At 62.1% G+C, this 24,489-nt stretch carries 25 protein-coding genes; 17 read left to right on the forward strand and 8 right to left on the reverse strand.

The genetic code is table 11. The annotated features are described in order from the left end of the window. Positions 1-11 precede the first annotated feature (11 nt). A complete protein-coding gene (locus ACZCWR_RS03640; protein WP_487302371.1) occupies positions 12-551 on the reverse strand; it encodes a peroxiredoxin family protein in 540 nt (179 codons plus the stop codon). A 149-nt stretch (positions 552-700) separates the two neighbouring features. Between ACZCWR_RS03640 and ACZCWR_RS03645 the strand changes: the two genes are divergently transcribed. Next, complete coding sequence (locus ACZCWR_RS03645; RefSeq protein ID WP_487302372.1) at positions 701-1,291, forward strand: hypothetical protein; 591 nt, start codon at positions 701-703, stop codon at positions 1,289-1,291. A 354-nt stretch (positions 1,292-1,645) separates the two neighbouring features. Here ACZCWR_RS03645 and ACZCWR_RS03650 read toward each other — a convergent pair whose 3' ends face one another. Together ACZCWR_RS03650 and ACZCWR_RS03655 are read right to left on the reverse strand one after the other, a co-directional pair. Beyond that, positions 1,646-3,196, reverse strand: coding sequence for a YifB family Mg chelatase-like AAA ATPase (locus tag ACZCWR_RS03650; RefSeq protein ID WP_487302373.1), 1,551 nt, complete (start codon positions 3,194-3,196; stop codon positions 1,646-1,648). 99 nt (positions 3,197-3,295) lie between these two features. Then, positions 3,296-3,556 (reverse strand): accessory factor UbiK family protein, encoded by a 261-nt coding sequence (locus ACZCWR_RS03655; protein ID WP_487302374.1) that lies wholly within the window; start codon positions 3,554-3,556, stop codon positions 3,296-3,298. Positions 3,557-4,002: 446 nt separating this feature from the next. Here ACZCWR_RS03655 and ACZCWR_RS03660 point away from each other — a divergent pair, with 446 nt between their 5' ends. The 7 genes from ACZCWR_RS03660 (at position 4,003) to ptsP (ending at position 11,622) form a co-directional block, all read left to right on the forward strand. Further along, on the forward strand, positions 4,003-4,341 hold the full coding sequence (locus ACZCWR_RS03660; protein WP_014190273.1) for a P-II family nitrogen regulator: 339 nt from the start codon (positions 4,003-4,005) through the stop codon (positions 4,339-4,341). A gap of 43 nt (positions 4,342-4,384) precedes the next feature. Then, a complete protein-coding gene (locus ACZCWR_RS03665; protein ID WP_487302375.1) occupies positions 4,385-5,854 on the forward strand; it encodes an ammonium transporter in 1,470 nt (489 codons plus the stop codon). A 348-nt stretch (positions 5,855-6,202) separates the two neighbouring features. After that, a complete protein-coding gene (gene gshA / locus ACZCWR_RS03670; protein WP_487302376.1) occupies positions 6,203-7,492 on the forward strand; it encodes a glutamate--cysteine ligase in 1,290 nt (429 codons plus the stop codon). Positions 7,493-7,576: 84 nt separating this feature from the next. Then, on the forward strand, positions 7,577-8,533 hold the full coding sequence (gene gshB / locus ACZCWR_RS03675; RefSeq protein ID WP_487302377.1) for a glutathione synthase: 957 nt from the start codon (positions 7,577-7,579) through the stop codon (positions 8,531-8,533). A 306-nt stretch (positions 8,534-8,839) separates the two neighbouring features. After that, positions 8,840-9,328 (forward strand): PTS sugar transporter subunit IIA, encoded by a 489-nt coding sequence (locus ACZCWR_RS03680; RefSeq protein ID WP_487302378.1) that lies wholly within the window; start codon positions 8,840-8,842, stop codon positions 9,326-9,328. Between the two features lie 35 nt (positions 9,329-9,363). Further along, positions 9,364-9,633 (forward strand): HPr family phosphocarrier protein, encoded by a 270-nt coding sequence (locus ACZCWR_RS03685; RefSeq protein WP_487302379.1) that lies wholly within the window; start codon positions 9,364-9,366, stop codon positions 9,631-9,633. 228 nt (positions 9,634-9,861) lie between these two features. Further along, positions 9,862-11,622, forward strand: coding sequence for a phosphoenolpyruvate--protein phosphotransferase (gene ptsP / locus ACZCWR_RS03690; RefSeq protein WP_487302380.1), 1,761 nt, complete (start codon positions 9,862-9,864; stop codon positions 11,620-11,622). Here the strand turns inward: ptsP and ACZCWR_RS03695 are convergent. From ACZCWR_RS03695 to gpmA, 3 genes are all read right to left on the reverse strand, one after another. Further along, complete coding sequence (locus tag ACZCWR_RS03695; RefSeq protein WP_487302381.1) at positions 11,619-12,368, reverse strand: HesA/MoeB/ThiF family protein; 750 nt, start codon at positions 12,366-12,368, stop codon at positions 11,619-11,621. The two genes, ptsP and ACZCWR_RS03695, sit on opposite strands and share 4 nt — an antisense overlap. 139 nt (positions 12,369-12,507) lie before the next feature. After that, the gene (locus ACZCWR_RS03700) at positions 12,508-14,091 is read right to left on the reverse strand and encodes a S41 family peptidase (RefSeq protein ID WP_487302382.1); all 1,584 of its coding nucleotides are present in this window, start codon (positions 14,089-14,091) and stop codon (positions 12,508-12,510) included. A gap of 243 nt (positions 14,092-14,334) precedes the next feature. Beyond that, on the reverse strand, positions 14,335-15,081 hold the full coding sequence (gpmA, locus tag ACZCWR_RS03705) for a 2,3-diphosphoglycerate-dependent phosphoglycerate mutase (protein ID WP_487302383.1): 747 nt from the start codon (positions 15,079-15,081) through the stop codon (positions 14,335-14,337). 164 nt (positions 15,082-15,245) lie between these two features. On the opposite strand from gpmA, the gene ACZCWR_RS03710 reads away from it, so the two are divergent. From ACZCWR_RS03710 to ACZCWR_RS03730, 5 genes are all read left to right on the forward strand, one after another. Then, entirely contained in the window at positions 15,246-15,671 is a 426-nt protein-coding gene (locus ACZCWR_RS03710) for a rhodanese-like domain-containing protein (RefSeq protein ID WP_487302384.1), read from the forward strand. Further along, entirely contained in the window at positions 15,668-15,928 is a 261-nt protein-coding gene (grxC, locus tag ACZCWR_RS03715) for a glutaredoxin 3 (RefSeq protein ID WP_487302385.1), read from the forward strand. The genes ACZCWR_RS03710 and grxC overlap by 4 nt, the downstream gene beginning before the upstream one ends. Positions 15,929-16,016: 88 nt before the next feature. Beyond that, the gene (gene secB / locus ACZCWR_RS03720) at positions 16,017-16,487 is read left to right on the forward strand and encodes a protein-export chaperone SecB (RefSeq protein ID WP_487302386.1); all 471 of its coding nucleotides are present in this window, start codon (positions 16,017-16,019) and stop codon (positions 16,485-16,487) included. Positions 16,488-16,520: 33 nt separating this feature from the next. Further along, positions 16,521-17,519, forward strand: a complete 999-nt coding sequence (locus ACZCWR_RS03725; RefSeq protein ID WP_487302387.1) for an NAD(P)H-dependent glycerol-3-phosphate dehydrogenase — start codon at positions 16,521-16,523, stop codon at positions 17,517-17,519. 24 nt (positions 17,520-17,543) lie between these two features. After that, on the forward strand, positions 17,544-18,071 hold the full coding sequence (locus tag ACZCWR_RS03730; protein WP_487302388.1) for an O-acetyl-ADP-ribose deacetylase: 528 nt from the start codon (positions 17,544-17,546) through the stop codon (positions 18,069-18,071). On the opposite strand, the gene trmL is transcribed toward ACZCWR_RS03730, so the two are convergent. Beyond that, positions 18,048-18,518: a tRNA (uridine(34)/cytosine(34)/5-carboxymethylaminomethyluridine(34)-2'-O)-methyltransferase TrmL gene (gene trmL, locus ACZCWR_RS03735; RefSeq protein ID WP_487302389.1), complete on the reverse strand. Its 471-nt coding sequence runs from the start codon at positions 18,516-18,518 to the stop codon at positions 18,048-18,050. The two genes, ACZCWR_RS03730 and trmL, sit on opposite strands and share 24 nt — an antisense overlap. 21 nt (positions 18,519-18,539) lie before the next feature. Beyond that, positions 18,540-19,310, reverse strand: coding sequence for a ComF family protein (locus ACZCWR_RS03740; protein ID WP_487302390.1), 771 nt, complete (start codon positions 19,308-19,310; stop codon positions 18,540-18,542). Positions 19,311-19,430: 120 nt separating this feature from the next. Between ACZCWR_RS03740 and ACZCWR_RS03745 the strand changes: the two genes are divergently transcribed. The 4 genes from ACZCWR_RS03745 to ctaD all read left to right on the forward strand — a co-directional run bounded on the left by ACZCWR_RS03745 (position 19,431) and on the right by ctaD (position 24,480). Then, positions 19,431-20,411 carry a methyltransferase domain-containing protein gene (locus tag ACZCWR_RS03745; protein WP_487302391.1) on the forward strand — a complete coding sequence of 327 codons (981 nt, stop codon included), beginning with the start codon at positions 19,431-19,433 and terminating at the stop codon, positions 20,409-20,411. Between the two features lie 235 nt (positions 20,412-20,646). After that, a complete protein-coding gene (locus ACZCWR_RS03750; RefSeq protein ID WP_487302392.1) occupies positions 20,647-21,120 on the forward strand; it encodes a DUF2244 domain-containing protein in 474 nt (157 codons plus the stop codon). A 46-nt stretch (positions 21,121-21,166) separates the two neighbouring features. Beyond that, complete coding sequence (gene coxB / locus ACZCWR_RS03755; RefSeq protein WP_487302393.1) at positions 21,167-22,768, forward strand: cytochrome c oxidase subunit II; 1,602 nt, start codon at positions 21,167-21,169, stop codon at positions 22,766-22,768. Positions 22,769-22,866: 98 nt separating this feature from the next. Continuing rightward, positions 22,867-24,480: a cytochrome c oxidase subunit I gene (gene ctaD, locus ACZCWR_RS03760; protein ID WP_487302394.1), complete on the forward strand. Its 1,614-nt coding sequence runs from the start codon at positions 22,867-22,869 to the stop codon at positions 24,478-24,480. The last annotated feature ends 9 nt before the right edge of the window (positions 24,481-24,489 follow it).

Here is a 24,489-nt window from a genome sequence, read left to right on the forward strand (position 1 = left end):
CGTTTGCAACTTTAAGCCGCAGAACCCAGCGCCTTGTCCAGCAGTTGATCCAGTTCCGCGAACGTCGGCTCGCCGACATAGCGCTTCAAAATCTTGCCGTCCTTATCGACGACGAAGGTGGTCGGCGTGAGTTGCACGTTGCCGAACTGCTTCGCCACGCTGCCATCGTCCATCGCGACCTTGAACGGCAGATTGCGCGACTGGGCGTAGTTGGTCACGTACATCGGGGCATCGTAGTTCATCGCCACCGCGACGAATTCAAGGCCGCGCCCTTTGAACTTGTTGTACGTTTTCACCATGTCGGGCATTTCCTTCATGCAGGTCTCGCAGCTCGTCGCCCAGAAGTTGACGAGATAAACCTTGCCCTTCAGATCGGCCGCCGTGGACACCTTCTGGCCGGACAGCAGCGTGAAGGTGGCATCCGGCACCTTTTGCTGGCCGCCGAACGCGAAATAACCCGTCCCGGCGATGACGCCCGCGACGAGCACCATCGCGACATATCGCAGCGGACTTTTAGCGCGCGTGGTTGAAATTTTCGTGGATTCAGACATGTGATGAGCCTCGGAAACGCCGTGAGCAGGCGCGACCGCAATGGAGAAGGTGCTGCATATTCTAGCTCTGATTTCGAGATGAAGTCGTGACGGAGAGATAAGCCCGGCATCGCGGCGCGATAATGATGGTTTCCACGCAGCGGTCCGTCATGAAGCGAATTTTCTCTTCCAAACTGCCCGGCGTGCGCCGGATTCTCCCGAACATTTCGCCCGCCACGCGTTTGCTGTGCGCCACTGTCGCATCCGGCCTGCTGATGGCGTGCTCGCCGGCTTACGACTGGCGCACGATCATGAACAACGACGATGGCTACGAGGTGACGCTGCCCGCCAAGCCGCGCACGTCCGAGCGCAAGATCGAGATCGCCGGCAAACCGATGGCCATGCGCATGCAAACCGCCGAGGTGGACGACACCGTGTTCGCCGTCGGCACCGTCGAACTTCCGAGCGCCGATCCGGCCATGCAGCGCGCGACGCTCGACTACCTTCAGCAAGGTCTCGCGCACAACGTGAACGCAATGCCCGCCGCGCGCGCGACGCAAATCGAGCTGGCGGCAGGCGGACGCGTGCTCGGCAGCGAAATGGTGGTCGAAGGGAAAACCGGGGAAAAGCGCGAGGCGCGGACCATCCGCGCGCGCTTCGTTGCGAAGGGTGCGCACGTCTATCAACTCGCAATCGTTTCCGTCAAACCGCCTCCTGACGACCAGGCGGACCAGTTCTTTACGTCCTTCAAGCTGTTTTAGAGTAAACCTTCAAATCACGGAAACGTTTGCTTAAGAGCTATCTCATAATGCTCTGAAGAGTGAATGTTTCGTCGTAGGTTTGATGGCTAATGCACGGATTTGTCTGGACTTTTTCCACTATCCACAGTGTCTGTGGATAACTATGTGGAAAAGATCGAACGTTTACGCGCGAATGCCCGCCGCACGCCGTTTACCTTACTTTGCCTTCCTTCGCGGCAAGTTAAATAGTTCAATAAAATCAATGGTCTGCGAAATGACCTGAAACGTGTCATTCAATAGGATGAAAATTCGGCGAGGATCGCGTCGGTGTGTATAAGTCAAGTCTTGACAGACAATTTTTATGATCTTCGAACTTCACGCGATGGATAGCGCCCGCCGGTATTGCACCGCTTCTGCCGCATGCGCGGTGCTCGGCGTCTCCGCGTTGGCGAGATCCGCGATGGTGCGCGCCACTTTCAGCACGCGGTAGTGCGCGCGCGCCGACCAGCCGAAGCGCTCGCCCGCCGTGCGCAACAGCGATTGCGCGTCCGGGCCGAGGCGGCAAACGTCGTCGGCTTCACGGCCATCGAGTTCGCGATTGATCTTGCCTTGCCGACGAAGCTGGACATCGCGCGCATTCGACACCCGCGCCGCAACGATTTCGCTCGATTCCCCTTGCGGCGCATTCCGCGCGGAAAGCTCGGCGGGCGATAGCGCAGGCAGTTCGATCTGAATGTCGATGCGGTCCATCAGCGGCCCCGACAACTTGCGCAGATAGCGCGTGGCGATGTCCGGCGAACAACGGCAGCGTCCGCTCGGATCGCCGCGCCATCCGCACGGACACGGGTTCATCGCGGCGACGAGTTGGCAGGCGGCGGGAAAGTCCGCTTGCTGGGCGGCGCGCGAAATCGTGATGCGTCCGGCTTCGAGCGGCTCGCGCAATGTTTCGAGCACCTTACGATCGAACTCGGGCAACTCGTCGAGGAACAGCACGCCCAGATGCGCCAGCGTGATTTCGCCCGGCTGCGGCGGATTGCGGCCGCCCACGAGCGCCGCCGAACTCGACGAATGATGCGGCGCGCGAAAGGGCCGCTGCCGCCATTGCGCGGGCGCGAAGCCGATGGTGCTCGCAGACAGGATCGCGGCGGAGGAGAGCGCTTCGTCATCGGTCATCGGCGGGAGGAGGCCGGGGAGGCGCGCGGCGAGCATCGACTTGCCCGCGCCGGGCGGTCCGATCATCAGCAAGTGATGGCCGCCCGCCGCCGCGATTTCCAGCGCACGCCGCGCGGCCGGTTGGCCGATGACATCCGCGAGATCGGGCGAGGGCGCACCGCTTGAAATGTTCAACGGCTCGGCGGCTTGCACAGGAAAGAGGCGCGCGTCCGGCACACGGTTCAAATGCGCGCAGAGCGACGGCAAATCCTTCGCACCGAATACCTCGATGCCCGGCACCAACGCCGCTTCCGCCGCGCTCGCAAGCGGCACATAGATTTCCGGCACCGGCGCATCTTCTGCGTGCGCTCCGGCGTACTGACGCGCCGCGCCACAGACCATCGCGAACGCGCCGCGCATCGGACGCAACGCACCCGTCAGCGACAACTCTCCCGCGAATTCGCGATGTTCCAGCGACTCGCGCGGAATTTGCCCGCTCGCCGCCAGAATGCCGAGCGCGATAGGCAGATCGAAGCGCCCCGTTTCCTTCGGCAAATCGGCAGGCGCGAGATTGACGGTGATGCGGCTGACAGGAAATTCGAAGCCGCAATTCTGCAAGGCGGCGCGCACGCGCTCGCGGCTTTCGCGGACTTCGAGATCGGGCAAGCCGACGATCGAAAACGACGGCAACCCGTTTGAAAGATGGACTTCGACGACGACTTCCGGCGCGCGCCCAGGGGCGGGCGCGCGGCTGCGGACCACGGCAAGCGACATGATTTCACCTGAATCGGCGCGCGTACTGAAACTGCGCCGGCAAAGAACTACGACTTCACGGCTCGCTCGCCATGGTCTTCGGAAACTAAAACTAAAGCGTCAGTCCTGCGGCGCCGAACTGCCGGCGAGCCGCCGCTCCAGTTGCGCCACGCGCTTTTCCAGTTCTTCCAGCCGCGCACGCGTGCGCACCAGAACCTGAGTCTGCGTGTCGAATTCCTCGCGCGTGACGAGATCGAGCTTCGAGAAGCCCTGCGAAAGCATGGCCTTCATGTTCTTTTCGACATCCTTGGCCGGCGAATTCTTCAGAAACTCGCTCATTTTCTGCTGCAGGTCATTGAAAACGTCGTTGGGCTGTTTCATGTTTCTCCCTCTTGCACAAAAAAAGTGCATTCATTGTTAGGTCAGTGCTACGAAGGTTCGAATGATCGATCTTGGTGCATGACGAACCGCTATCGGACGACTTCGAGGCACCTTTCAGGCGCCGGGATTTTAGCGCTGTGCCGCGCCCGCAATCCGCGCCCCTGCCCCTTTTTACGGGACCTCGCGACCACTCTAGCAACGAACCCCACGCGACGCCAGCATGCGCGACGGGCAATAGCCATTCGGCCGACCCTTCCACGCCGCCGCGAGCCGAAATCGCCCGGACCCGCATGAACATTCGCATGGCATACGAGTTGCATAGTTGGCGCGGACCTTTTCTGCACGCTGATTGAGCAGCCCCGCAGAGCGGACGAGGCGGGTTGCACGAAGGACGCACCCTGCTTCCGAAGGCATCGAAGGATCAGGCACACCACAGCGAGGGATACATGAAGCTCATTACCGCAATCATCAAGCCGTTCAAGCTCGACGAAGCGCGCGAAGCGCTTTCGGCGATCGGCGTCTCGGGCATCACGGTGACCGAGGTGAAAGGCTTTGGCCGTCAGAAGGGTCACACGGAGCTTTACCGGGGCGCGGAATATGTCGTCGATTTTCTGCCCAAGGTGAAGATCGAGGCAGCCGTGTCGGACGACATCGTCGATCAGGCGATCGAGGCCGTCGAGCGCGCTGCACGCACGGGCAAGATCGGCGACGGGAAGATTTTCGTCACCGCCATCGAACAGGTCATCCGCATTCGCACCGGTGAAACCGGCGCCGATGCGCTCTAACTACACGCAGTTGGGAAGACAAGCGACAAGAGGAACCAGAAGAATGCGCAACTTTTTGATGTCATTGTTGGTGGCGGGCGCGCTGGTAGGCGCGAATGTCGGCACCGCTCTCGCCCAGGATGCGTCCGCTCCGGCCGCTGCCTCGGCACCCGCGTCCGACGCCGCCAGCGCGCCTGCAAGCGCCAATACGGCGATGGCTTCTTCGGCCGAAGCCGCATCGGCGGCGGCCGCCGCTTCCGGTGCGTCCGACGCCGCGCCTGCCGCGCCGACCGAACCGGTCATGATCGACTCGTCGAAGATCAGCTCGGGCGACACGGCGTGGATGCTCACCTCGGTCGCGCTCGTGCTGTTCATGACGGTTCCGGGTCTCGCGCTGTTCTACGCGGGCATGGTGCGCAAGAAGAACGTGCTCGCCACGGCGATGCAGAGCTTCGCGATCTGCTGTCTGGTGACGATCCTCTGGACCGTGGTCGGCTACAGCATCGCGTTCACGCCGGGCGGTTCGTTCATCGGCGGGTTCTCGCGCGTGTTCCTGCACGGCATGGCCTACATCAAAGGCGACAAGGCGACGACGCTGACTGTCAGCCACCTCGCCACGACCATTCCGGAGTCGGTGTACTTCGCGTTCCAGTTGACCTTCGCGATCATCACCCCGGCGCTCATCACCGGCGCGTTCGCCGATCGCATGAAGTTCTCGGCGATGCTCGTGTTCATGACGCTGTGGTCGCTGCTGGTCTACTCGCCGATCGCGCACATGGTCTGGGAACCGACCGGCTGGCTGGCGACGGCAGGCGTGCTCGACTTCGCGGGCGGCACGGTGGTTCACATCAACGCCGGTATCGCGGGCCTGATGTGCTGTATCGTCCTCGGCAAGCGCGTGGGCTACGGCCGCGAAGTGATGGCGCCGCACAACCTCGTGCTCTCGCTGATCGGCGCATCGATGCTGTGGGTGGGCTGGTTCGGCTTCAACGCGGGTTCGGCAGTCGCGGCTGACGGCCGTGCCGGCTTCGCCATGCTGACGACGCAGATCGCCACCGCCTTCGCCGCCTTCGGCTGGATGTTCGCGGAGTGGATCACCAAGGGCAAGCCTTCGGTGCTCGGCATCATCTCGGGTGCGGTTGCGGGTCTGGTGGCGGTGACGCCGGCTTCGGGCTTCGTCGGCGTGACGGGCGCGATCGTGATCGGCATCGTCGCGGGCGTGGTCTGCTTCTGGTCGGCCACGTGGCTCAAGCACAAGTTCAACTACGACGACTCCCTCGATGCGTTCGGCGTTCACGGCGTGGGCGGGATCATCGGCGCGCTGCTGACGGGCGTGTTCGCGGTGAAGGACATCGGCGGTTTCGACGGCAGCGTGCTGGTGCAGGCCAAGGGCGTGCTCGTCACGCTGGTCTACAGCGGCGTCGTGAGCTTCGTGCTGTTGAAGGTCATCGACATGGTGATGGGCCTGCGCGTGACGGAAGAACAGGAACGCGAAGGTCTGGACGTTTCGCTGCACGGCGAACACGTCGAATGACGGATGCGCGCCGGATCGTTCGTGGTCCGGTGCATGTGAAAGTTGCAGCGAAGCGGAAAACCGGGGTGTTCATCGACTGGTTTTTCGCCGCTCAAAGAACGAGCGCAGCGACTTAACCCGCCACCTTGGCGGGTTTTTTTTCGGCTGCGCGCGGCACGTCCGGGTTTTGTCGATGAGCCAACGCACACGAGACGAAACGCTTGTGCTTCAAGGCTCGGGAAACCTTGCTAATTGGCGGTTCATCTCCAATTAGGCAAAGCAATTGCTCTACAATCTTTCGTCCCCTGTCGGCCGGAGTCCAAGGGTTACGCGTCTCTGGTCCCAAGCAACGCTGTCCGCGAGAAATCAATGGTTCCGCACTTAGTCACGGCGTTAAGTGGCCCGCTGCTCGATCTCGAGCGCAAAATCCTGGAGGCCACGCCCGCCATCGAGCGGTGGTTCCGGCTCGAATGGCAAGAGCACACGCCGCCTTTTTATTGCTCGGTCGATCTGCGCAACGCGGGGTTCAAGCTCGCGCCCGTCGACACCAATCTCTTTCCGGGCGGCTTCAATAATCTGCCGCCGGAAGTGCTGCCGTTGGCCGTGCAGGCGGCCATGGCATCGATCGAAAAAATCTGCCCGGATGCGAAGAACCTGCTCGTAATTCCCGAGCGGCACACACGCAATGCGTTCTATCTGGAGAACGTCGCGCGGCTCGCGCTCATCATGCGGCAGGCGGGGCTGAACGTCCGCTTCGGCACGCTGGATGAGAACATTCACGGGCCCGTGACCATCGCGCTGGCGGATGGACAGAAGATCGTGCTGGAACCGCTGGAGCGGTCGCATCGGCGGCTCGGGCTGAAGAATTTCGATCCCTGCTCGATTCTGCTCAATAACGATTTGTCGGCGGGCATTCCGCCCATCCTCGAAAATCTGCACGAGCAATACGTGCTGCCGCCGCTGCATGCGGGCTGGGCCGTGCGCCGCAAGTCCACACACTTTTCCTGCTATGACGATATCGCCAAGAAATTCGCCAAGCTGGTCGAGATCGATCCGTGGATGGTGAATCCGTACTTCGCGCATGTGGAAGGCGTGGACTACGAAGCGCGTACCGGCGAGGAAGCGCTGGCCGAAGCCATCGACGGCGTGCTCAAGAAGATCGCGAAGAAGTATCGCGAGTACGGCATCAGCGAGAAGCCGTATGTGGTCATCAAGGCGGATGCCGGCACGTACGGCAAGGGCGTGATGACCGTGCACGACGCGAGCGAAGTCGCCGCGCTCACCAAGCGCGAACGCACGAAAATGAACGACGCGAAGGAAGGCCTTCAGGTGCATGATGTGATCGTGCAGGAAGGCGTGCATACCTTCGAGCGCGTGGAAAGCGCGGTGGCGGAACCGGTCGTGTACATGATCGATCGTTACGTGGTCGGCGGTTTCTATCGCGTGCACGATTCGCGCGAGCGCGACCAGAATCTGAGCGCGCCGGGTATGCGTTTCGTGCCGCTCGGCTTCGAGCACACCGCGTTGCCGGACGCGCACGCCAAGCCGGGCGCGGCCACGCCGAACCGTTTCTACATGTACGGCGTGGTGGCGCGGCTCGGGTTGCTCGCGGCATCGGTCGAACTGGAACGCACTGATCCCGAAGCCATTCAGGTGTGAAGGCGCGGCTTGCGGTAAGCTCGCAAGCCCTGCGTACTGCTTTTCGGCAGACAACGCGCTGAATCCTGGCTCTAGCGAATCATCATGGACATCCTCTTCATCGCCGACCCGCTCGATCGTTTCAAGATCTACAAGGACACCACCTACGCGATGATGGCCGAAGCCGCGCGGCGCGGTCACACGCTCTATGCGTGCGAGCCGCAGCATCTCGCGTGGAGCGGGCCGTCGGTGGAAGCGGCCGTGAGGCGTATCACGATCGTCGGCGATACGGCCAACAGCGATCGCTCGCCGTGGTACGCGGCGGAAATGCCGGAGCATCGCGCACTGAACAAGTTTTCCGCGGTGCTGATGCGCAAGGACCCGCCGTTCGACATGGAGTACGTCAACGCGACGTGGCTGCTCGAAATCGCCGAGCGCAACGGCGCGCGCGTCTTCAACAAGCCGCAGGCGATTCGCGATCACTCCGAGAAACTGGCCATCGCCGAATGGCCGCAATACGTGGTGCCCACGCTCGTCACGCGTGATGCCGCGCGTCTGCGCGCCTTCCACGCCGAGCATGGCGACGTCATCCTCAAGCCGCTCGATGGCATGGGCGGCATGGGCGTGTTCCGCGTGAAGGCGGATGGCATGAACCTCGGTTCCATCGTCGAGATGTTGAGCGAGGACGGCGTGCGCACGGTGATGGCGCAGAAGTTCATCCCTGAAATCGTGGATGGCGACAAGCGCATTCTGGTGATCGGCGGTCAGGCCGTGCCGTACTCGCTGGCGCGCATTCCGCAAGGCAACGAAGTGCGCGGCAACCTCGCGGCGGGCGGTTTGGGCCGCGCACAACCGCTGTCCGCGCGCGATCGTGAAATTGCCGAAACGCTCGCGCCGATTCTGCAAGAGCGCGGATTGTTGCTGGCGGGGCTGGATGCCATCGGCGACTATCTCACCGAAGTGAACGTGACGAGCCCGACGTGCTTCCGCGAAATCATGGATCAGACCGGCTTCGATGTCGCGGGCATGTTCATCGATGCGTTGGAGCGCGCAGTCGGTTGAACGATGGCGGAAAGTGCCTGAACGCCGCGCCTGCCTGTCGCGGCGAGCACTGTTACAATCGATTTCCTCGCGCTGCAACAATTGAGGGCGCGAATGAATCGATCTTGTGCTCGCCGGGCTTAAAGCCCGGTTTAAGAATGTGGGTGCAAGCTGAAGTCAAGGTCGGAGGAAGGTTTTCCGCAGGCGTTGTCTTTTGCTAAGACATGCCCAAATAAGACCTGAATCCCGCGACGCTCGCGCGTTTTCGAGCGATTTACGACGTTCCCGTCACTGACGTTTTCGTCGTCGAGAGGCTGCAATCCTGACATGGCTGGCATTCTGATCATCGCGCATGCACCGTTCGCTACCGCGCTACGTGAGTGCATCGCGCATATTTACGGCGGCTTGCCCGCGCGTATTGGCGTCATCGATGTGACGCCGGACTGTGATCCCGTCGAGGTCCGCGCGTTCGCGCGCTCCGAGATCGATCGTCTGAAGGAAGAGAACGGCGCCATCGTGCTGACCGATGTATTCGGCGCGACGCCCGGCAATATCGCGGCGAGTCTGCACGAACCGGGCGTGCGGGTGCTCGCAGGCTGCAATCTGCCGATGCTCGTGCGCGCCGTCTGCTACCGCGCGACGCCGCTCGAAACGCTCACCGAAAAGATTCTTCAGGGCGGCTCGAAAGGCATTCAGGAACTGGATGCCAACACCCCGCTCAATCCGTGCGCGCTCGCGACCAAAGCCGCCGGTTCGCCCGATCCGGCCTGCTCGGCAAGCGCGGATCTGGTGTCCGCCAAAGCCGCGAGCCACTGACGCCGCTTATTTATCCACCTGCGCTTCGGAGCATCATGCTGCAACAAGAAACAACCATCGTGAACAAGCTGGGGCTCCATGCACGCGCATCGGCGAAGCTGACGCAACTCGCGGGCAATTATCAAAGCGAAATCTGGATGAGCCGCAATGGCCGCCGGATCAACGCGAAAAGCATCATGGGCGTGATGATGCTGGCGGCGGGCATCGGCAGCACGGTGACCATCGAGACCGAAGGCCCGGACGAAGCGGATGCCATGACGGCGATTCTCGGGTTGATCGCCGACAAGTTCGGGGAAGGGCAGTAAGCGTTTTACGCTTTCAGGCAGGTCTCGAAAAGCCGCGCACCGACGCGGCTTTTTTGCGTCTCTACATAGCACGTCGAAACGAGGGTTTGCCTGACCACCCGGTCAGGGACGGAGCCGGGGTTCGAACTTATAATACGCGTGCGGCATGCGCCCGCCGCGGAGCCGAGGCCGCGAGAGAGTCTGCGTTGTCGCGCCGGCTCCCTTCCATAAAATCAGAAGGAGAAGCGCGTGTCCTTCACGCTGCACGGAATTCCCGTTTCTCGCGGTATTGCCATCGGGCGGGCGTATCTGATCGCGCCGGCCGCGCTCGATGTCGCGCATTATCTGGTCGAGCCTGACCGCATCGATGCGGAGATCGAGCGTTTCCTGACGGCGCAGGCCGCCGTGCTCACCGAACTGGAAACGCTTCGCTCCGACTTGTCCGCCGACGCCCCAAGCGAAATGGGCGCGTTCATCAATGTTCATACGATGATCCTGAACGACGCCATGCTTGTGCAGGAAACCATCGATCTCATTCGCACGCGCCGCTACAACGTGGAGTGGGCGCTGACGGAGCAGCTCGAAATCCTCGGCGGTTATTTCGATGAAATCGAGGACGAATATCTCCGCGAACGCAAGGCCGATGTCGAGCAGGTCGTCGAACGTCTGCTGAAAGCGCTCGCGGGTGCGCCGACCGCCGCGACGCTCGTCGCTAAAACGGTGAACGGCAACGGTCACAACGAGATGATCGTGGTCGCGCATGACATTGCGCCGGCCGACATGCTTCAGTTCAAGACGCAGGCGTTCAAGGGCTTTGTGACGGACTTGGGCGGCCGCACGTCGCATACGGCGATCGTCGCGCGCAGTCTCGGTATTCCTGCGTCGGTTGGCGTGCAGCAGGCGAGCGTGCTGATTCGTCAGAACGATCTCATCATCGTCGATGGCGATCATGGCATCGTGATCGTCGATCCCGCGCCGATCGTGCTCGAAGAATATTCGTATCGGCAAAGCGAAAAACTGCTGGAACAGCGCAAGCTGCAACGTCTCAAGTTCTCGCCGACGCAGACCTTGTGCGGCACGAAGATCGAACTGTGCGCGAATATCGAATTACCTGACGATGCGCAAGTAGCCGTCGAAGCGGGCGCGATGGGCGTGGGCCTGTTCCGCACGGAATTCCTCTTCATGAACCACAAGGATCAGTTGCCCGAAGAGGAGGAGCAGTTCGAGGCGTACAAGCGCGCCGTCGAACTGATGAACGGCAAGCCGGTGACCATTCGCACGATCGATGTGGGCGCGGACAAGCCGCTCGATTCGATGAGCGCGGGCGATGGCTTCGAAACCGCGCCGAATCCCGCGCTCGGCCTGCGCGCGATCCGCTGGAGCCTGTCCGAGCCGCAAATGTTCATGACGCAACTGCGCGCGATCTTGCGTGCATCGGCGTTCGGCTCGACCAAGATTCTCATTCCGATGCTCGCGCACGCGCAGGAAATCGATCAGACGCTCGATCTGATTCGCGAGGCGAAGCGTCAATTGGACGAGGCGGGCATCGCCTACGACCGGCAGATTCAGGTCGGCGCGATGATCGAGATTCCGGCAGCGGCGATTGCCGTGCGGCTGTTTTTATCGCGGCTGGATTTTCTGTCCATCGGCACGAACGATCTGATTCAGTACACGCTCGCGATCGATCGCGCGGATAACGCGGTCGCGCATCTTTATGATCCGCTGCATCCGGCGGTGCTAAATCTGATCGCATACACGTTGCGCGAGGCGAAGCGCGCGGGCGTGCCGGTGTCGGTGTGCGGGGAAATGGCGGGCGATCCAACGGTCACGCGTTTGCTGCTTGGACTCGGATTAACTGAGTTCTCGATGCATCCGAGTCAGTTGCTTGTCGTTAAGCAGGAGATTTTGCGCTCGAATCTCAAGGCGTTCGAAAAGCCCGTCGCCGACGTTCTGGCCGCGTATGAACCTGCCGAGTTGCTCGCCGCGCTTGCCCAGCTACAAAAGGTTTAACGCTTTCCGCAAACCGGGCAATCGTGCTGGCGCGCGATTGTCATCGTGTTCCACTCCATGCGCAGGGAATCGAGCATCATCAGGCGGCCTTCGAGCGTTTTGCCGAAGCCGCCGATCACGCGCATCGCTTCCGCCGCCTGCATCGCGCCGATGATGCCAACCGTCGGCGAGAAGACGCCCATCGTCGAGCACGCGACTTCCTCGAATGGTTGATCCGGCGGGAACACGCAGGCATAACACGGCGAATCCGGCGAGCGGAAATCGAACGTGCTGATTTGGCCATCGAAGCGCAGCGCCGCGCCTGAAACCAGCGGCACGCCGTGCGCGACGCACGCTGCGTTGATCGCGTGACGCGTCGCGAAGTTATCGCTGCAATCGAGCACGACGCTCTTGCCGGGCACGTTCGAATCGAGCCACGGCGCATCCGCGCGCGCGTTCACCGCGATCACTTCGACATCCGGATTAAGCGCGTTCAAGGTCTGCCGCGCGGAGTCCACTTTCGTGCGTCCCACCGATTGCGTCGCGTGTACGACCTGCCTTTGCAGGTTCGTGAGATCGACGGTATCGGCATCCACCAGCGTGATTTTTCCGATGCCCGCTGCCGCGAGATACATCGCGGCAGGCGCGCCCAATCCGCCTGCGCCCACGATTAGCGCGTGCGCATCCAGAAAGCGCTGCTGCGCCTCGATGCCAATTTCATCGACGAGAATGTGACGGGAATAGCGAAGGAGTTGGTCGTCGTTCATCGAGCTGATACTGCCGATTGGCTGCGAAGGGAACGCCGAAGACACGGCGCGCTTGAACCAAACATTTTAAGCGCGCCAAAGAATAAAGGCTTCGCGGCGATGAACCGCGAAGCCTTTTTGCTGCCGATGCGAACGAAGATTACTCGGTGTGCTGAGCAGTCGGCGACGACGCCGGTTCCGCACCCGATGCCGGCGCCGAACCCGGCGTGGCCGGCAACGCAGGCGGCGACACCACCGGCGCGGATGCCGACACCGCCGGCTTGTTCTGCGCGAGCTTGCGTTCCGCGTACGACTTCGACTCCACGACCTGCTTGCCTTCCAGCTTGTTCAATGCTTGCTGGAGCATGAAGTCGTCCTTGCTGCCGAATTCGATCGGCGGACGGTCGCGGTCCTTGCGGCGCTGCTCGGGCGTCTTCTTGTCGTTCTGCTCTTCGAGCAGGCGCAGTTGTTCGAGACGATCCTGCTCGCGCTGCTCCGATTCCTTCTTCTCGTTCGGATCTTGCGTGTTGGCGAGGTGGTTCGAATAATCCACTTCGCGCGTGACGAGCGCGTCGTCGGGATCGCCGTCCGCGTACTGATCGACCGGAACGTCAGGACGCACGCCCTGGTTCTGAATCGACTTGCCGCTCGGCGTGTAGTAGTACGCCGTGGTCAGACGCAGCGCGGTGTCGGCGGTCATCGGACGCACCGTTTGAACCGAGCCCTTGCCGAAGGTCGTCTTGCCGACGATCAGCGCGCGATGATGATCCTGCAAAGCACCCGCGACAATCTCCGATGCGGAGGCCGAGTACGCGTTGGTCAGCACGACCATCGGCACCTTCTTGAAGATTTCCGGCACGTTCTTCAAAGGATCGGTATCGAAGGACGGCAGGCGGTAGTTGTCGTAGGTATCGCGGAACGTCTGCTTCGCGTCCGCGATCTGGCCGTTGGTCGACACCACCACGGAGTTGTCCGGCAAGAACGCGCCGGCCACGCCGACCGCGCTTTGCAGCAGACCGCCGCCGTTGTTGCGCAGATCGACCACGAGACCCTTCAGGTTCGGCTGCTGACGCGCGAGATCCTGCAGCTTGGCCGCGAGATCAGGCACCGTGCGTTCCTGGAAGCTCGTGATGCGGATATAACCGTAGCCCGGCTCCGGCACCTTCATCTTCACCGACTGCACCTTGATGAGCGCGCGTGTGACGGTGAGCGGGAACGTGCGGTCGTCGCTCTTGCGGAAGATGGTGAGCGTGACCTTCGTGCCGGGGTCGCCGCGCATCTGCTTGACGGCCTTGTCGAGCGTCATGCCGCGCACCGGCTTATCGTTGATGCGCGTGATCAGGTCGCCCGGACGAATGCCGGCGCGAAACGCGGGCGTGTCTTCGATCGGCGAGATGACCTTGATGAGTCCGTCTTCCGATGAGATCTCGATGCCAAGCCCCGCGAAGCGGCCCTTGGTCTGTTCCTGAAGCTCTTCGTAATCGGTCTTGTCGAGATACGACGAGTGCGGATCGAGGCTCGACACCATGCCCTTGATGGCAGCGGTGAGGAGCTTCTTGTCATCGACCGGTTCGACGTATTCATGCTTGATTTGCCCGAAGACTTCGGCGAACAAGCGCAGTTGGTCCAGCGGCAGCGGCGCGGATGCGGCCTGCTGAGCAGATGCGGAAATCTGCAAGGTTGCAAGTGCGCCGGCGGCGACGCCTGCGACTACCAAGCCGAAGTTTTTCAGGTTCTTTCGCATAGGGAAGTGCGGGTCGGAAGCGGATGGGCTGCATCGTAAGTGACGGGCCAGTATAACCGGTCACCTTAATTGACGACTTAAACGCAACTTAAATGCCTGACGTTTCGGCATGCGATAGAGCGGTTTTGCGCAGATATTGCAGGGAATGCGCGCAAATCTGACCATGGCGCCGAGCGCGCGCCATGTGTGCGTCATGCGTGGAGACGCGCCGAGCGGATGGTTCTCCGGCCGGCGCGTTCGTCTTTAGCCCGCTTTGCCTTGCTTGGCGACAGCCGCTTGCGCCGCCGCGATGGCATCGGGATCGCCCAGATAGTAGTGCTTGATGGGCTTGAGGTTCTCGTCCAGTTCATAGACGAGCGGCACGCCGTTCGGAATGTTCAACCCGACGATGTCCTGATCCGAGATGTTGTCGAGATACTTGACCAGCGCGCGGATGGAGTTGCCATGCGCCGAGATCACGACCTGCTTGCCCGCCTTGATGGCCGGCGCGATGGATTCGTTCCACACCGGCAGCACGCGCGCCACCGTATCTTTCAGGCATTCGGTGAGCGGCAACTGCTCGCGCGGAACCTTCGCGTAGCGCGGATCGTTGAAGGAAGCGCGTTCGTCGTCCGGCGTGAGGGCGGGCGGCGGCGTGTCATAACTGCGGCGCCATACGAGCACCTGATCGTCGCCGTACTTCTTCGCGGTTTCGGCCTTGTTCAGACCGGCAAGCGCGCCGTAGTGCCGTTCGTTCAGACGCCACGAATGGACCACCGGGATATACATCTGGTCCATCTCGTCCTGCACGTGCCACAGCGTGCGGATCGCGCGCTTGAGCACCGAGGTATAAGCGATATCGAAGGCGTAGCCCGCTTCCTTCAGCAGCACGCCAGCCTGGCGCGCCTCGCGGTTGCCCTGCTCGGTGAGGTCCACATCCACCCAGCCGGTGAACCGGTTTTCCTTGTTCCACGTCGACTCGCCGTGGCGAATGAGCACTAGCTTGTACATGATTTTCAGGTCGGTCAGTTGAGGAAGGGGTGCGCGCGGCTGCGCCCGTCAATGCTGCCACTCCGTGCGGGGCGCCGCCATCGCGGGAAACGGTTATTTTATAATGCTCCGATTGCCCTCATTTCTCTTTCTCCCTTTCCCTCTCTATTTCGGCGGCTCTCGACGTGAAGTTTTTCACTGAATACACGAATCTCGTACTCATCGCCATCGCGCTCGTTTCCGGCGCGCTGCTTGTGTGGCCGGCCATCACGCGGCGCGGGCGCGGCGGCGTGTCCGCGGCCGAGGCCACCACGCTCATCAACCGTCGCAACGCCGTGGTCATCGACCTGCGGCCCGCAGCCGAGTTCGCCAAGGGGCATTTGCCTGCGGCGCGCAACATCGACATGGCGGAGCTTCAAGCAAAAATCGGCCAGATCGCCAAGAATAAGAGCAATCCGGTCGTGCTCGTTTGTCAGACCGGACAGCAATCCCAGCGAGCCAGCCGCACCGTCACGGAAGCCGGCTACGCGGAGGTCCACGTCTTGCAAGGCGGTCTGGATGCCTGGCAAAAGGCAGGCATGCCGGTCGTGAAACAAGGAGTCGTCAAGTGAACAAAGTGTTGATGTACAGCACCGTCGTGTGTCCGTATTGCCAGATGGCCGAACGTCTTTTAAAGTCGCGCGGCGTCGAAAACATCGAGAAAGTTTTGATCGACCGTGAACCGGGGCGTCGCGAGGAAATGATGACGCGCACCGGCCGCCGCACCGTGCCGCAGGTTTATATCGGCGAAACGCACGTGGGCGGCTACGACGATCTTTCGGCGCTCGATCGCCAGGGCGGACTCGTGCCGCTGCTCGAGTCGGCCTGAAACACCACGCCGTCCGGCCAAGCTGGCGGCACGGCGCGCGCGCTCGGGTAGAATCGCGCGCCGACACTGAATTACTTAGGAAAACACCATGTCCGACGAGAACAACCAGCCTTTTTTCAATATCCAGCGCATCTACCTGAAGGACATGTCGCTCGAACAGCCGAATTCGCCCGGCATCTTCCTCGAACAGGAAATGCCGTCGGTCGAAGTCGAAGTCGATGTGAAGGCTGACCGTCTCGCGGAAAGCGTCTTCGAAGTGCAAGTCACGGGCACCGTCACCGCCAAGGTCACGGACAAGGTCGCGTTCCTGATCGAAGCCAAGCAAGCGGGCATTTTCGACATCCGCAATATCCCGGCCGAGCAGATCGATCCGCTCGTCGGCATTGCGTGCCCGACCATTCTGTTTCCGTACCTGCGTTCGAATATCGCGGATGCCATCACCCGCGCGGGCTTTCCGCCCATCCATCTCGCGGAAATCAACTTCCAGGCGTTGTACGAACAGCGCCTGTCGCAACTCGGCAGCGCGCAGGAAGGCGCGGCCAACGGCGCGACGCACTAAGCGTCTGCGCTTTCAGCCAATCCGGAGCCGAGCATGAAAGTAGCCGTTCTCGGCGCCGGCGCGTGGGGCACCGCTCTGGCGGGCCACCTCGCGGCACGGCACGATACGTTGCTCTGGGCGCGCGATGGCGCGCTCATCGAATCCCTCTCTCGCACGCACGAAAACACGCGCTATCTTGCGGGCGTTTCGCTGCCGCATGCGCTCGCGTACACCGCGGATCTTGGCGCGGCGCTCACGCACGCCCGCGCGGCGGATGCGCTGTGCGTCGTGGCCACGCCCGTGGCCGGTCTACGCGCGCTGTGTCGTGCGATGCAGCAAGCGAACGTCGTCCCCGAACATATTCTCTGGCTCTGCAAGGGCTTCGAAGCCGATACGCAATGCCTCCCGAATCAGGTCGTAGCGGCGGAACTCGTCGGGCACCGCAGCAATGGCACGTTGTCGGGCCCAAGTTTCGCGCGCGAAGTCGGGCAGGGCTTGCCGGTGGCGTTGACGGTGGCGAGCGCATCGGCGGAGTTGGGGGCGCGCACGGTCGCCGCGTTTCATCACGGCGCCATGCGTATCTATACGGGCGATGACGTCATCGGCGTCGAAGTCGGCGGCGCGGTGAAGAACGTGCTGGCGATTGCGACCGGCATCTCCGATGGCCTCGGCCTCGGTCTGAACGCGCGCGCCGCGATCATCACGCGCGGTCTCGCGGAAATGTCGCGGCTGGGCGTCGCGCTCGGCGGACGCGCGGAAACGTTCAACGGTTTGACTGGCTTAGGCGATCTGATTCTCACCGCGACGGGTGATTTATCACGCAATCGCACGGTCGGCGTTCAGCTTGCCAGTGGCCGCACGCTCGACGAAATTCTCGCGGCTTTGGGCCATGTGGCCGAAGGCGTGCGTTGCGCGCGCGCCGTGCTGCGGCTCTCGCAATCGCGCGGCATCGAGATGCCGATCACTCACGCGGTATGCCGCGTGCTCTTCGAAAACGTGACGCCGCGCGATGCGGTGCAGGCGCTGCTCAGCCGCGATTCGAAGGCCGAATAGCGCGACGTTTCACGGAGGCGCGCGATGGTCATGCTCGAAGTTCAGGTCGTCGATATCACCACGCTGGAAGTCGATGCCATCGTCAACGCGGCGAACAAATCGTTGCTGGGCGGCGGCGGTGTCGATGGCGCGATTCATCGTCGCGCGGGGAAAGCGTTGCTGCGCGAATGCGAGACGCTCGGCGGCTGCGAAACCGGCGATGCGAAGATCACGCGCGGTTATGCGTTGCCATCGCAATATGTGATTCACGCCGTCGGACCACGCTGGAGCGGCGGCACGAAGCGCGAGCCCGAACTGCTCGCAAGCTGCTACCGCCGTTCCATGCAACTCGCAGCGGATGCGCACTGCAAATCCATCGCGTTTCCTGCCATCAGTTGCGGCATCTACCACTTTCCTGTTGAACAGGCCGTGCCGATCGCGGTGCGGACCGTGATCGAGATGTTGCCGCATGCGCCATCCATCGAACGCGTGATTTTTGCCTGCTTTCAGGACGAGATGGCCGCGCTCTACCAAGCCGAACTCGATGCTTCACGCCCCGCCGTCGAATCCTGACTGACGCCACGCCTCGAACGTCACGATCGCCACCGTATTCGACAAATTCAGACTGCGGTTGCCGGGACGCATTGGCAAACGCACGCGCTGTTCGTTGGGAAAACGGTCCAGCAATTCCGCCGAAAGCCCACGCGTTTCCGCGCCGAACACGAACCAGTCGCCGGGCCGGAACGCGTGATCGAAGAACGGCGACGAGCCGCGCGTGGTGAACGCGAACATGCGCGACAACTCGGGCGCTTCCTTCGCGATGAAGGCATCCCAGTTCGCATGCACGTTCATTTCGGCGTACTCGTGGTAGTCGAGTCCGGCGCGGCGCAACTTCGCGTCGTCGAGCGGAAAGCCGAGCGGTTCGATCAGATGCAGCCGCGCGCCGGTATTCGCGCACAGGCGGATCACGTTGCCGGTGTTCGGCGGGATTTCGGGTTCGACGAGAACGACATTGAACATAAAGATGCAGTGGTTGAGCGGTTAGTCCTGTGGCGTGCGCAGCGCCACGAAATTGCTGACGCGGCGCGCGCCTGCGAGCTTGAGCGTGCGTGCCAGCGCATCGAGCGTCGCGCCGGAGGTCATGACGTCATCGACGACGCCGATATGCTTGCCGCGCACATCGCGCGCGAGGGTGAACGCATCCGCGACATTGCGGCGGCGCGCATCGAGATCGAGCCGCGATTGGCGCGCGGTATGAACCCGCCGCACGACGAGCGATGCATCGGCGGGCACGTTCAGCATGCGTGCGAGCGGACGCGCCATCGCCCAGGCCTGGTTGTAGCCGCGCGCAATCAGCCGCTTGGACGAGAGCGGCACGGGCACGATCACGTCCGGCAGCGGCAAACCACTATTGTCGAACAAGTCACGCAGATGCCGCGCGAATTCCTCGCCGACCGCGAGCCGCGCGCGGAACTTGAGTTCGACGGCGAGCGTATCGAGCGGCGCGCGATAGTCTGCGAGCGCGAGCGTGTCGTTGAACGAGGGCGGATTGTCGAGGCACTTGGCGCAATGCGAACGCACATCGTCCTGTTCATGTCGCGACGACGAAGCCAGCGGCAACGCGCACGTCGCACAGCGCGAGCGCGGCTCGTTCCAGTACTGCTCATCGCAACCGCCGCATAAAAGACTTTGCGACATATTGCCGCACAGCGCGCACTGACCGGGCAGCGCGCGATCCAAGGCGCGCGCCGCGAACATCGTCAATGCACGCAAAGGCGCAAGAGACGGCAAACGACGATGGACGATGAACATACAGGCGATCTTCAGAGCGCGACGACTTGACGCGCGAAGTGTTATCCCGCGCATTGGCCGTCTGAGAGGGCTTATTTCGAGACGACCGAGTATACTTCGCACTCTCCTCGAAAAACCGTCATGTCCTCAACCTCCCCGACAACTAGCCGTCCGGCCTACGATCCGCGCCGCCTGCGCGCGATTTTCGACCAGCGTGCCGACGGCTTCGGCGAGGTGTCCTTTCTGCCGCGCGAGATCGCATCGCGCATGCGCGAACGTCTCGACTACATCAAAGTTGCGCCCATGCGCGTGCTCGATGCTGCATGCGGCGTCGGCGCGGACTTGCCCGGCTTGCGTGAACGTTTTGCCGAAGCATCGGTGACGGGTGTCGATATTTCGTCCGCGATGCTCGCGCGCGCACGCACATCCGAAGAAGCGGACGCCGACAACAGCGCGGGCTGGCGGCGCTTTCTGCCCGGCACGCTCGCAAAGGCATTCGGTGCGCGCGGTCCGCAACTCGCTCAGGCCGATTTCGAATCGCTGCCGTTCGCATCGGGCGCGTTCGAAATGCTGTGGTCGAATCTCGCGCTGCATTGGCATGCGCGTCCCGATCTGGTTTTCCCTGAGTGGCAACGCGTGCTCAAGGTCAACGGCCTGCTCATGTTCAGCACCTTCGGTCCCGACACGCTGCGCGAACTCGCGGCGGCGTATCGCGAAGCCGAGCGTCAATTGGGCCTCATGCCCGTGCCGCACACGATCGATTTCGTCGACATGCACGACCTCGGCGACATGCTCGTGGAAAGCGGCTTCGAGATTCCCGTGATGGATCAGGAAGTGTTGACCATCACGTATCGTTCGCCCGAATCGTTGTTCAAGGACGTGACGGGCTGGGGCGCATATCCGTTCGAGCGCGCGATCGCCGGCCATCCGGCCGATGCGAAAGCGCTACGCGACGCGGTCTTCGAGAAGCTCGAAGCCTTGCGGCGCGAGGACGGCACCATCCCGCTCACGTTCGAAGTGATCTACGGCCACGCGTGGAAGGCCGTGCCGCGCGTGACAGCCGAAGGGCACGGTGTAGTACGGCTGGAAGATATCGGCCGGGGCCCGCGCAAGAACCGCTGAAAGGAAATGTCACAGCGGGAAAGAGGGCTGTTGTTATGTCAGAGATTACCGCTCGAAAGAGCCGCCAAAAGGTGCGTCAAAACGGCGCAGAGGCTTGTGGCGTCTGGGTTTCAGCCGTTATGACCCTTGCTTGTGGATGCCACCCATCCCGCCTATAATGCGTCAGTTTGTCGCCTGAACAGACACAAATTTGAGCAAAATCCGAGCGAATTCGTGAGGATTGGTGGAGGTTGCGATGCAGGCGAGCCACGCAATTGAAGATTCCGAGCCGCTCATCAAGGACTGGATGATGAAGCGCAACTGCTCGGTTTCGCCCCGCCAGTTCGTGGGGTTCTATCTGTCGCTTGCGTTGGTGTCGATCGCCATCGCGACTTCGCTGCTTTTGAACGGCGCCTGGCTGGTGCTGCCGTTCACCGGAATCGAACTGACGGTGGTCGGTGTCGCGTTTCTGATCTATGCGCGGCACGCCGTCGATTTCGAACGAATCCGGCTGTACCAAAACCGGTTGTTGATCGAGCAAATGAACGCCGCTGAACTGACGCAGTTCGAGTTCAATCCGCGCTGGGTGCGGATCGAAACGGGCGCGACACCGAGAGAGCCGCTCACGATCGTCTCGCGCGGTCAACGGTTGAACATCGGACAACACCTTGCACAGCATCGCCGCAAACAGTTTGCTGCCGAGTTGCAGGCGTCGCTCAGACGTCTTTGAGAGGGGCAGCTTGGCGCGGGATGCCCACGGGGGGTCGAGGGTTTGAATGGAAAATTTGGGTAAGGATGCTATGAAAACAATCAAGCGAGCCCTCACGGGCGTGCTGGCGGCAGGCTCACTGCTGAACGCCGGCGTCGCCCTGGCGGTCGGCAACAGTCCTGGCGGTCCCGCAGTCAATGAACTGAACTTTCAGCCGCCCGTGACGAAGGTCGCCGAGGAGCTCTACGGCCTCCATATCTTCATGCTCATCATCTGTACCGTCATTTTCCTGGGCGTGTTCGGGGTGATGTTCTATTCGATGATCAGGCATCGCAAGTCCAAGGGCTTCAAGCCTGCGCATTTCCATGAAAGCACCACGGTCGAAATCATCTGGACGATCGTGCCGTTCCTGATCGTCATCGGCATGGCGCTGCCCGCGACCAAGGCCGTCGTGGCGATGAAGGACACCAGCAACGCCGACCTCACCGTGAAGGTCACGGGCTATCAGTGGAAGTGGGGCTACGACTACGTGAAGGGACCGGGCGAGGGCATCAGTTTCCTGTCCACGCTGTCCACGCCGCGCAGCGAGACCAACGGACAGAAGCCCATCTCCGAACTCTATCTGCAAGAGGTCGATAACCCGCTCGTGGTGCCGGTGGACAAGAAGGTGCGCATCATCACCACCGCGAACGATGTCGTTCACTCGTGGTACGTGCCCGCGTTCGGCGTGAAGCAGGATGCCATTCCCGGCTTCGTGCGCGACACGTGGTTCAAGGCGGAGAAGGTCGGTACGTATCGCGGCTTCTGCACGGAACTGTGCGGCAAGGAGCACGCGTACATGCCGGTCGTTGTCGAAGTTTTGGCAGCGGATGACTACGCCAAGTGGGTCGATACGCAGAAGAAGAAAATGGCCGCTTCCGCCGACGATCCGCTCAAGACCTACACGATGGAAGAACTGAAGACGCGCGGCCAGCAGGTCTACACGTCGAACTGCGCGGTCTGTCACCAGCCGTCCGGCAAGGGCGCGGGCCAGTTCCCGGCGCTCGACGGTTCCAAGGTCGCCAACGGTTCGATTGCCGAGCACGTGAATATCGTGTTGCACGGCAAGGGCGCGATGCCTTCATGGCAAGGCGTGCTGAACGATGTCGAGATCGCATCGGTCATCACGTTCGAGCGTAACAACTGGGGCAATCACACCGGCGACGTGCTTCAGCCGAAGCAAGTGCTCGATGCACGCAACGGCATCATGCCGAAGGGCGGCGATCACAACACGGCGGCGGCTGCGCCTGCATCGGAAGCGGCGCCTGCGGCGGAAACCAGCGCGCCCGCTGCGGCATCGGCCGAACAGTCGGCCGCGCTTCCCGCCAGCATCTACTTCGAAACGGGCAAGGACGCCTTGCCCGCCGACGCAAACAGCGCGGTTCAGGCCGCCGCCGCCTACGTGAAAGCTCACCCGGACGCGAAGCTCGCGCTGTCGGGCTTCACGGATGCGACCGGCAACGCCGACCTCAACGCCGATCTCGCCAAGAAGCGCGCACAAGCCGTTCGCGATGCGCTCAAGGCAGCAGGCGTGCCGGAAGACCGCATCGTGTTGAAGAAGCCCGAAACCATCACGGGCGGCACGGATGCGAAGGAAGCGCGCCGCGTGGAAATCAGTCCGGCTGCTTGACATGACTCGTCGCGCGCTTCGTTCGCTGCCACCAGGCAACCGAAGCGCCGGCGGATTAAGCCAGGTGCCCCGAGTATTTGCTTTAGGAGATCATTGTCATGTCTAGCATCGGACACGATGTACACGCGGGTCACGACCACGCGCACGACGACCACGCGCACGATGTGCCGCATGGCTGGCGCCGGTGGCTGTTCGCCACCAACCACAAGGACATCGGGACGCTGTACCTGTTGTTCTCGTTCATCATGTTTTTGTCCGGCGGCGTGATGGCGCTGGGCATTCGCGCCGAGCTGTTCGAGCCGGGCCTGCAGATCATGCGGCCCGAGTTCTTCAACCAGCTCACCACCATGCACGGCCTCATCATGGTGTTCGGCGCGATCATGCCGGCGTTCGTCGGCTTCGCGAACTGGATGGTGCCGCTGCAGATCGGCGCATCGGACATGGCGTTCGCGCGCATGAACAACTTCAGCTTCTGGCTGCTGCCGGCAGCCGCCGTGTTGCTGGTCGGCTCGTTCTTCGTGCCGGGCGGCGCGACGGCCGCGGGCTGGACGCTCTACGCACCGCTCTCCACGCAGATGGGCCCGGGCATGGACTTCGCGATTTTCGCGGTCCACATCATGGGTGCGTCGTCGATCATGGGCGGCATCAACATCGTCGTGACGATTCTGAACATGCGCGCGCCCGGCATGACGCTCATGAAGATGCCGATGTTCGCGTGGACGTGGCTCATCACCGCGTACCTGCTGATCGCCGTGATGCCGGTTCTGGCGGGCGCAATCACCATGGTGCTGTTCGATCGTCACTTCGGCACGTCGTTCTTCAACGCGGCGGGCGGCGGCGATCCGGTCATGTACCAGCACATCTTCTGGTTCTTCGGTCACCCCGAGGTGTACATCATGATCTTGCCGGCGTTCGGGATCGTGTCGCAGGTGATTCCGGCGTTCTCGCGCAAGCCGCTGTTCGGCTATAGCTCGATGGTCTATGCCACCGCATCGATCGCGATTCTCTCGTTCATGGTGTGGGCGCACCACATGTTCGCGACCGGCATGCCGGTGACGGGTCAGTTGTTCTTCATGTACGCGACCATGCTGATTGCCGTGCCGACGGGCGTGAAGGTGTTCAACTGGGTGGCCACGATGTGGCGCGGCGCGATCAGCTTCGAAACGCCGATGCTGTTCGCCATCGGCTTCCTGTTCGTGTTCACGATGGGTGGCTTCACCGGCCTGATTCTCTCGATGGCCCCGCTCGACATTCAGATGCACGGCACTTACTACGTGGTGGCGCACTTCCACTACGTGCTGGTGGCGGGATCGTTGTTCGCGCTGTTCTCCGGTTGGTACTACTGGTCGCCGAAGTGGACCGGCTGGATGTACAACGAGATGCGCGGCAAGATCCACTTCTGGGCGTCGATGATCTTCTTCAACGTCACCTTCTTCCCGATGCACTTCCTGGGTCTCGCCGGCATGCCGCGCCGTTATGCGGACTACCCGGCGCAGTTCACGGACTTCAACCAGATCGCGACCATCGGCGCGTTCGGGTTTGGTCTTGCGCAGGTGTACTTCCTGTTCGCGGTCGCGCTGCCGACGTATCGTGGCGGCGGCGAGCACGAAAAGGCGAGCGACAAGCCGTGGGATGGCGCGGAAGGACTCGAATGGACCGTGCCGAGCCCGGCGCCGTTCCATACGTTCGAAAATCCGCCGACGGTCGAGTAATTACGTAGC

It is taken from the genome of Caballeronia sp. A2-2, assembly GCF_057612605.2.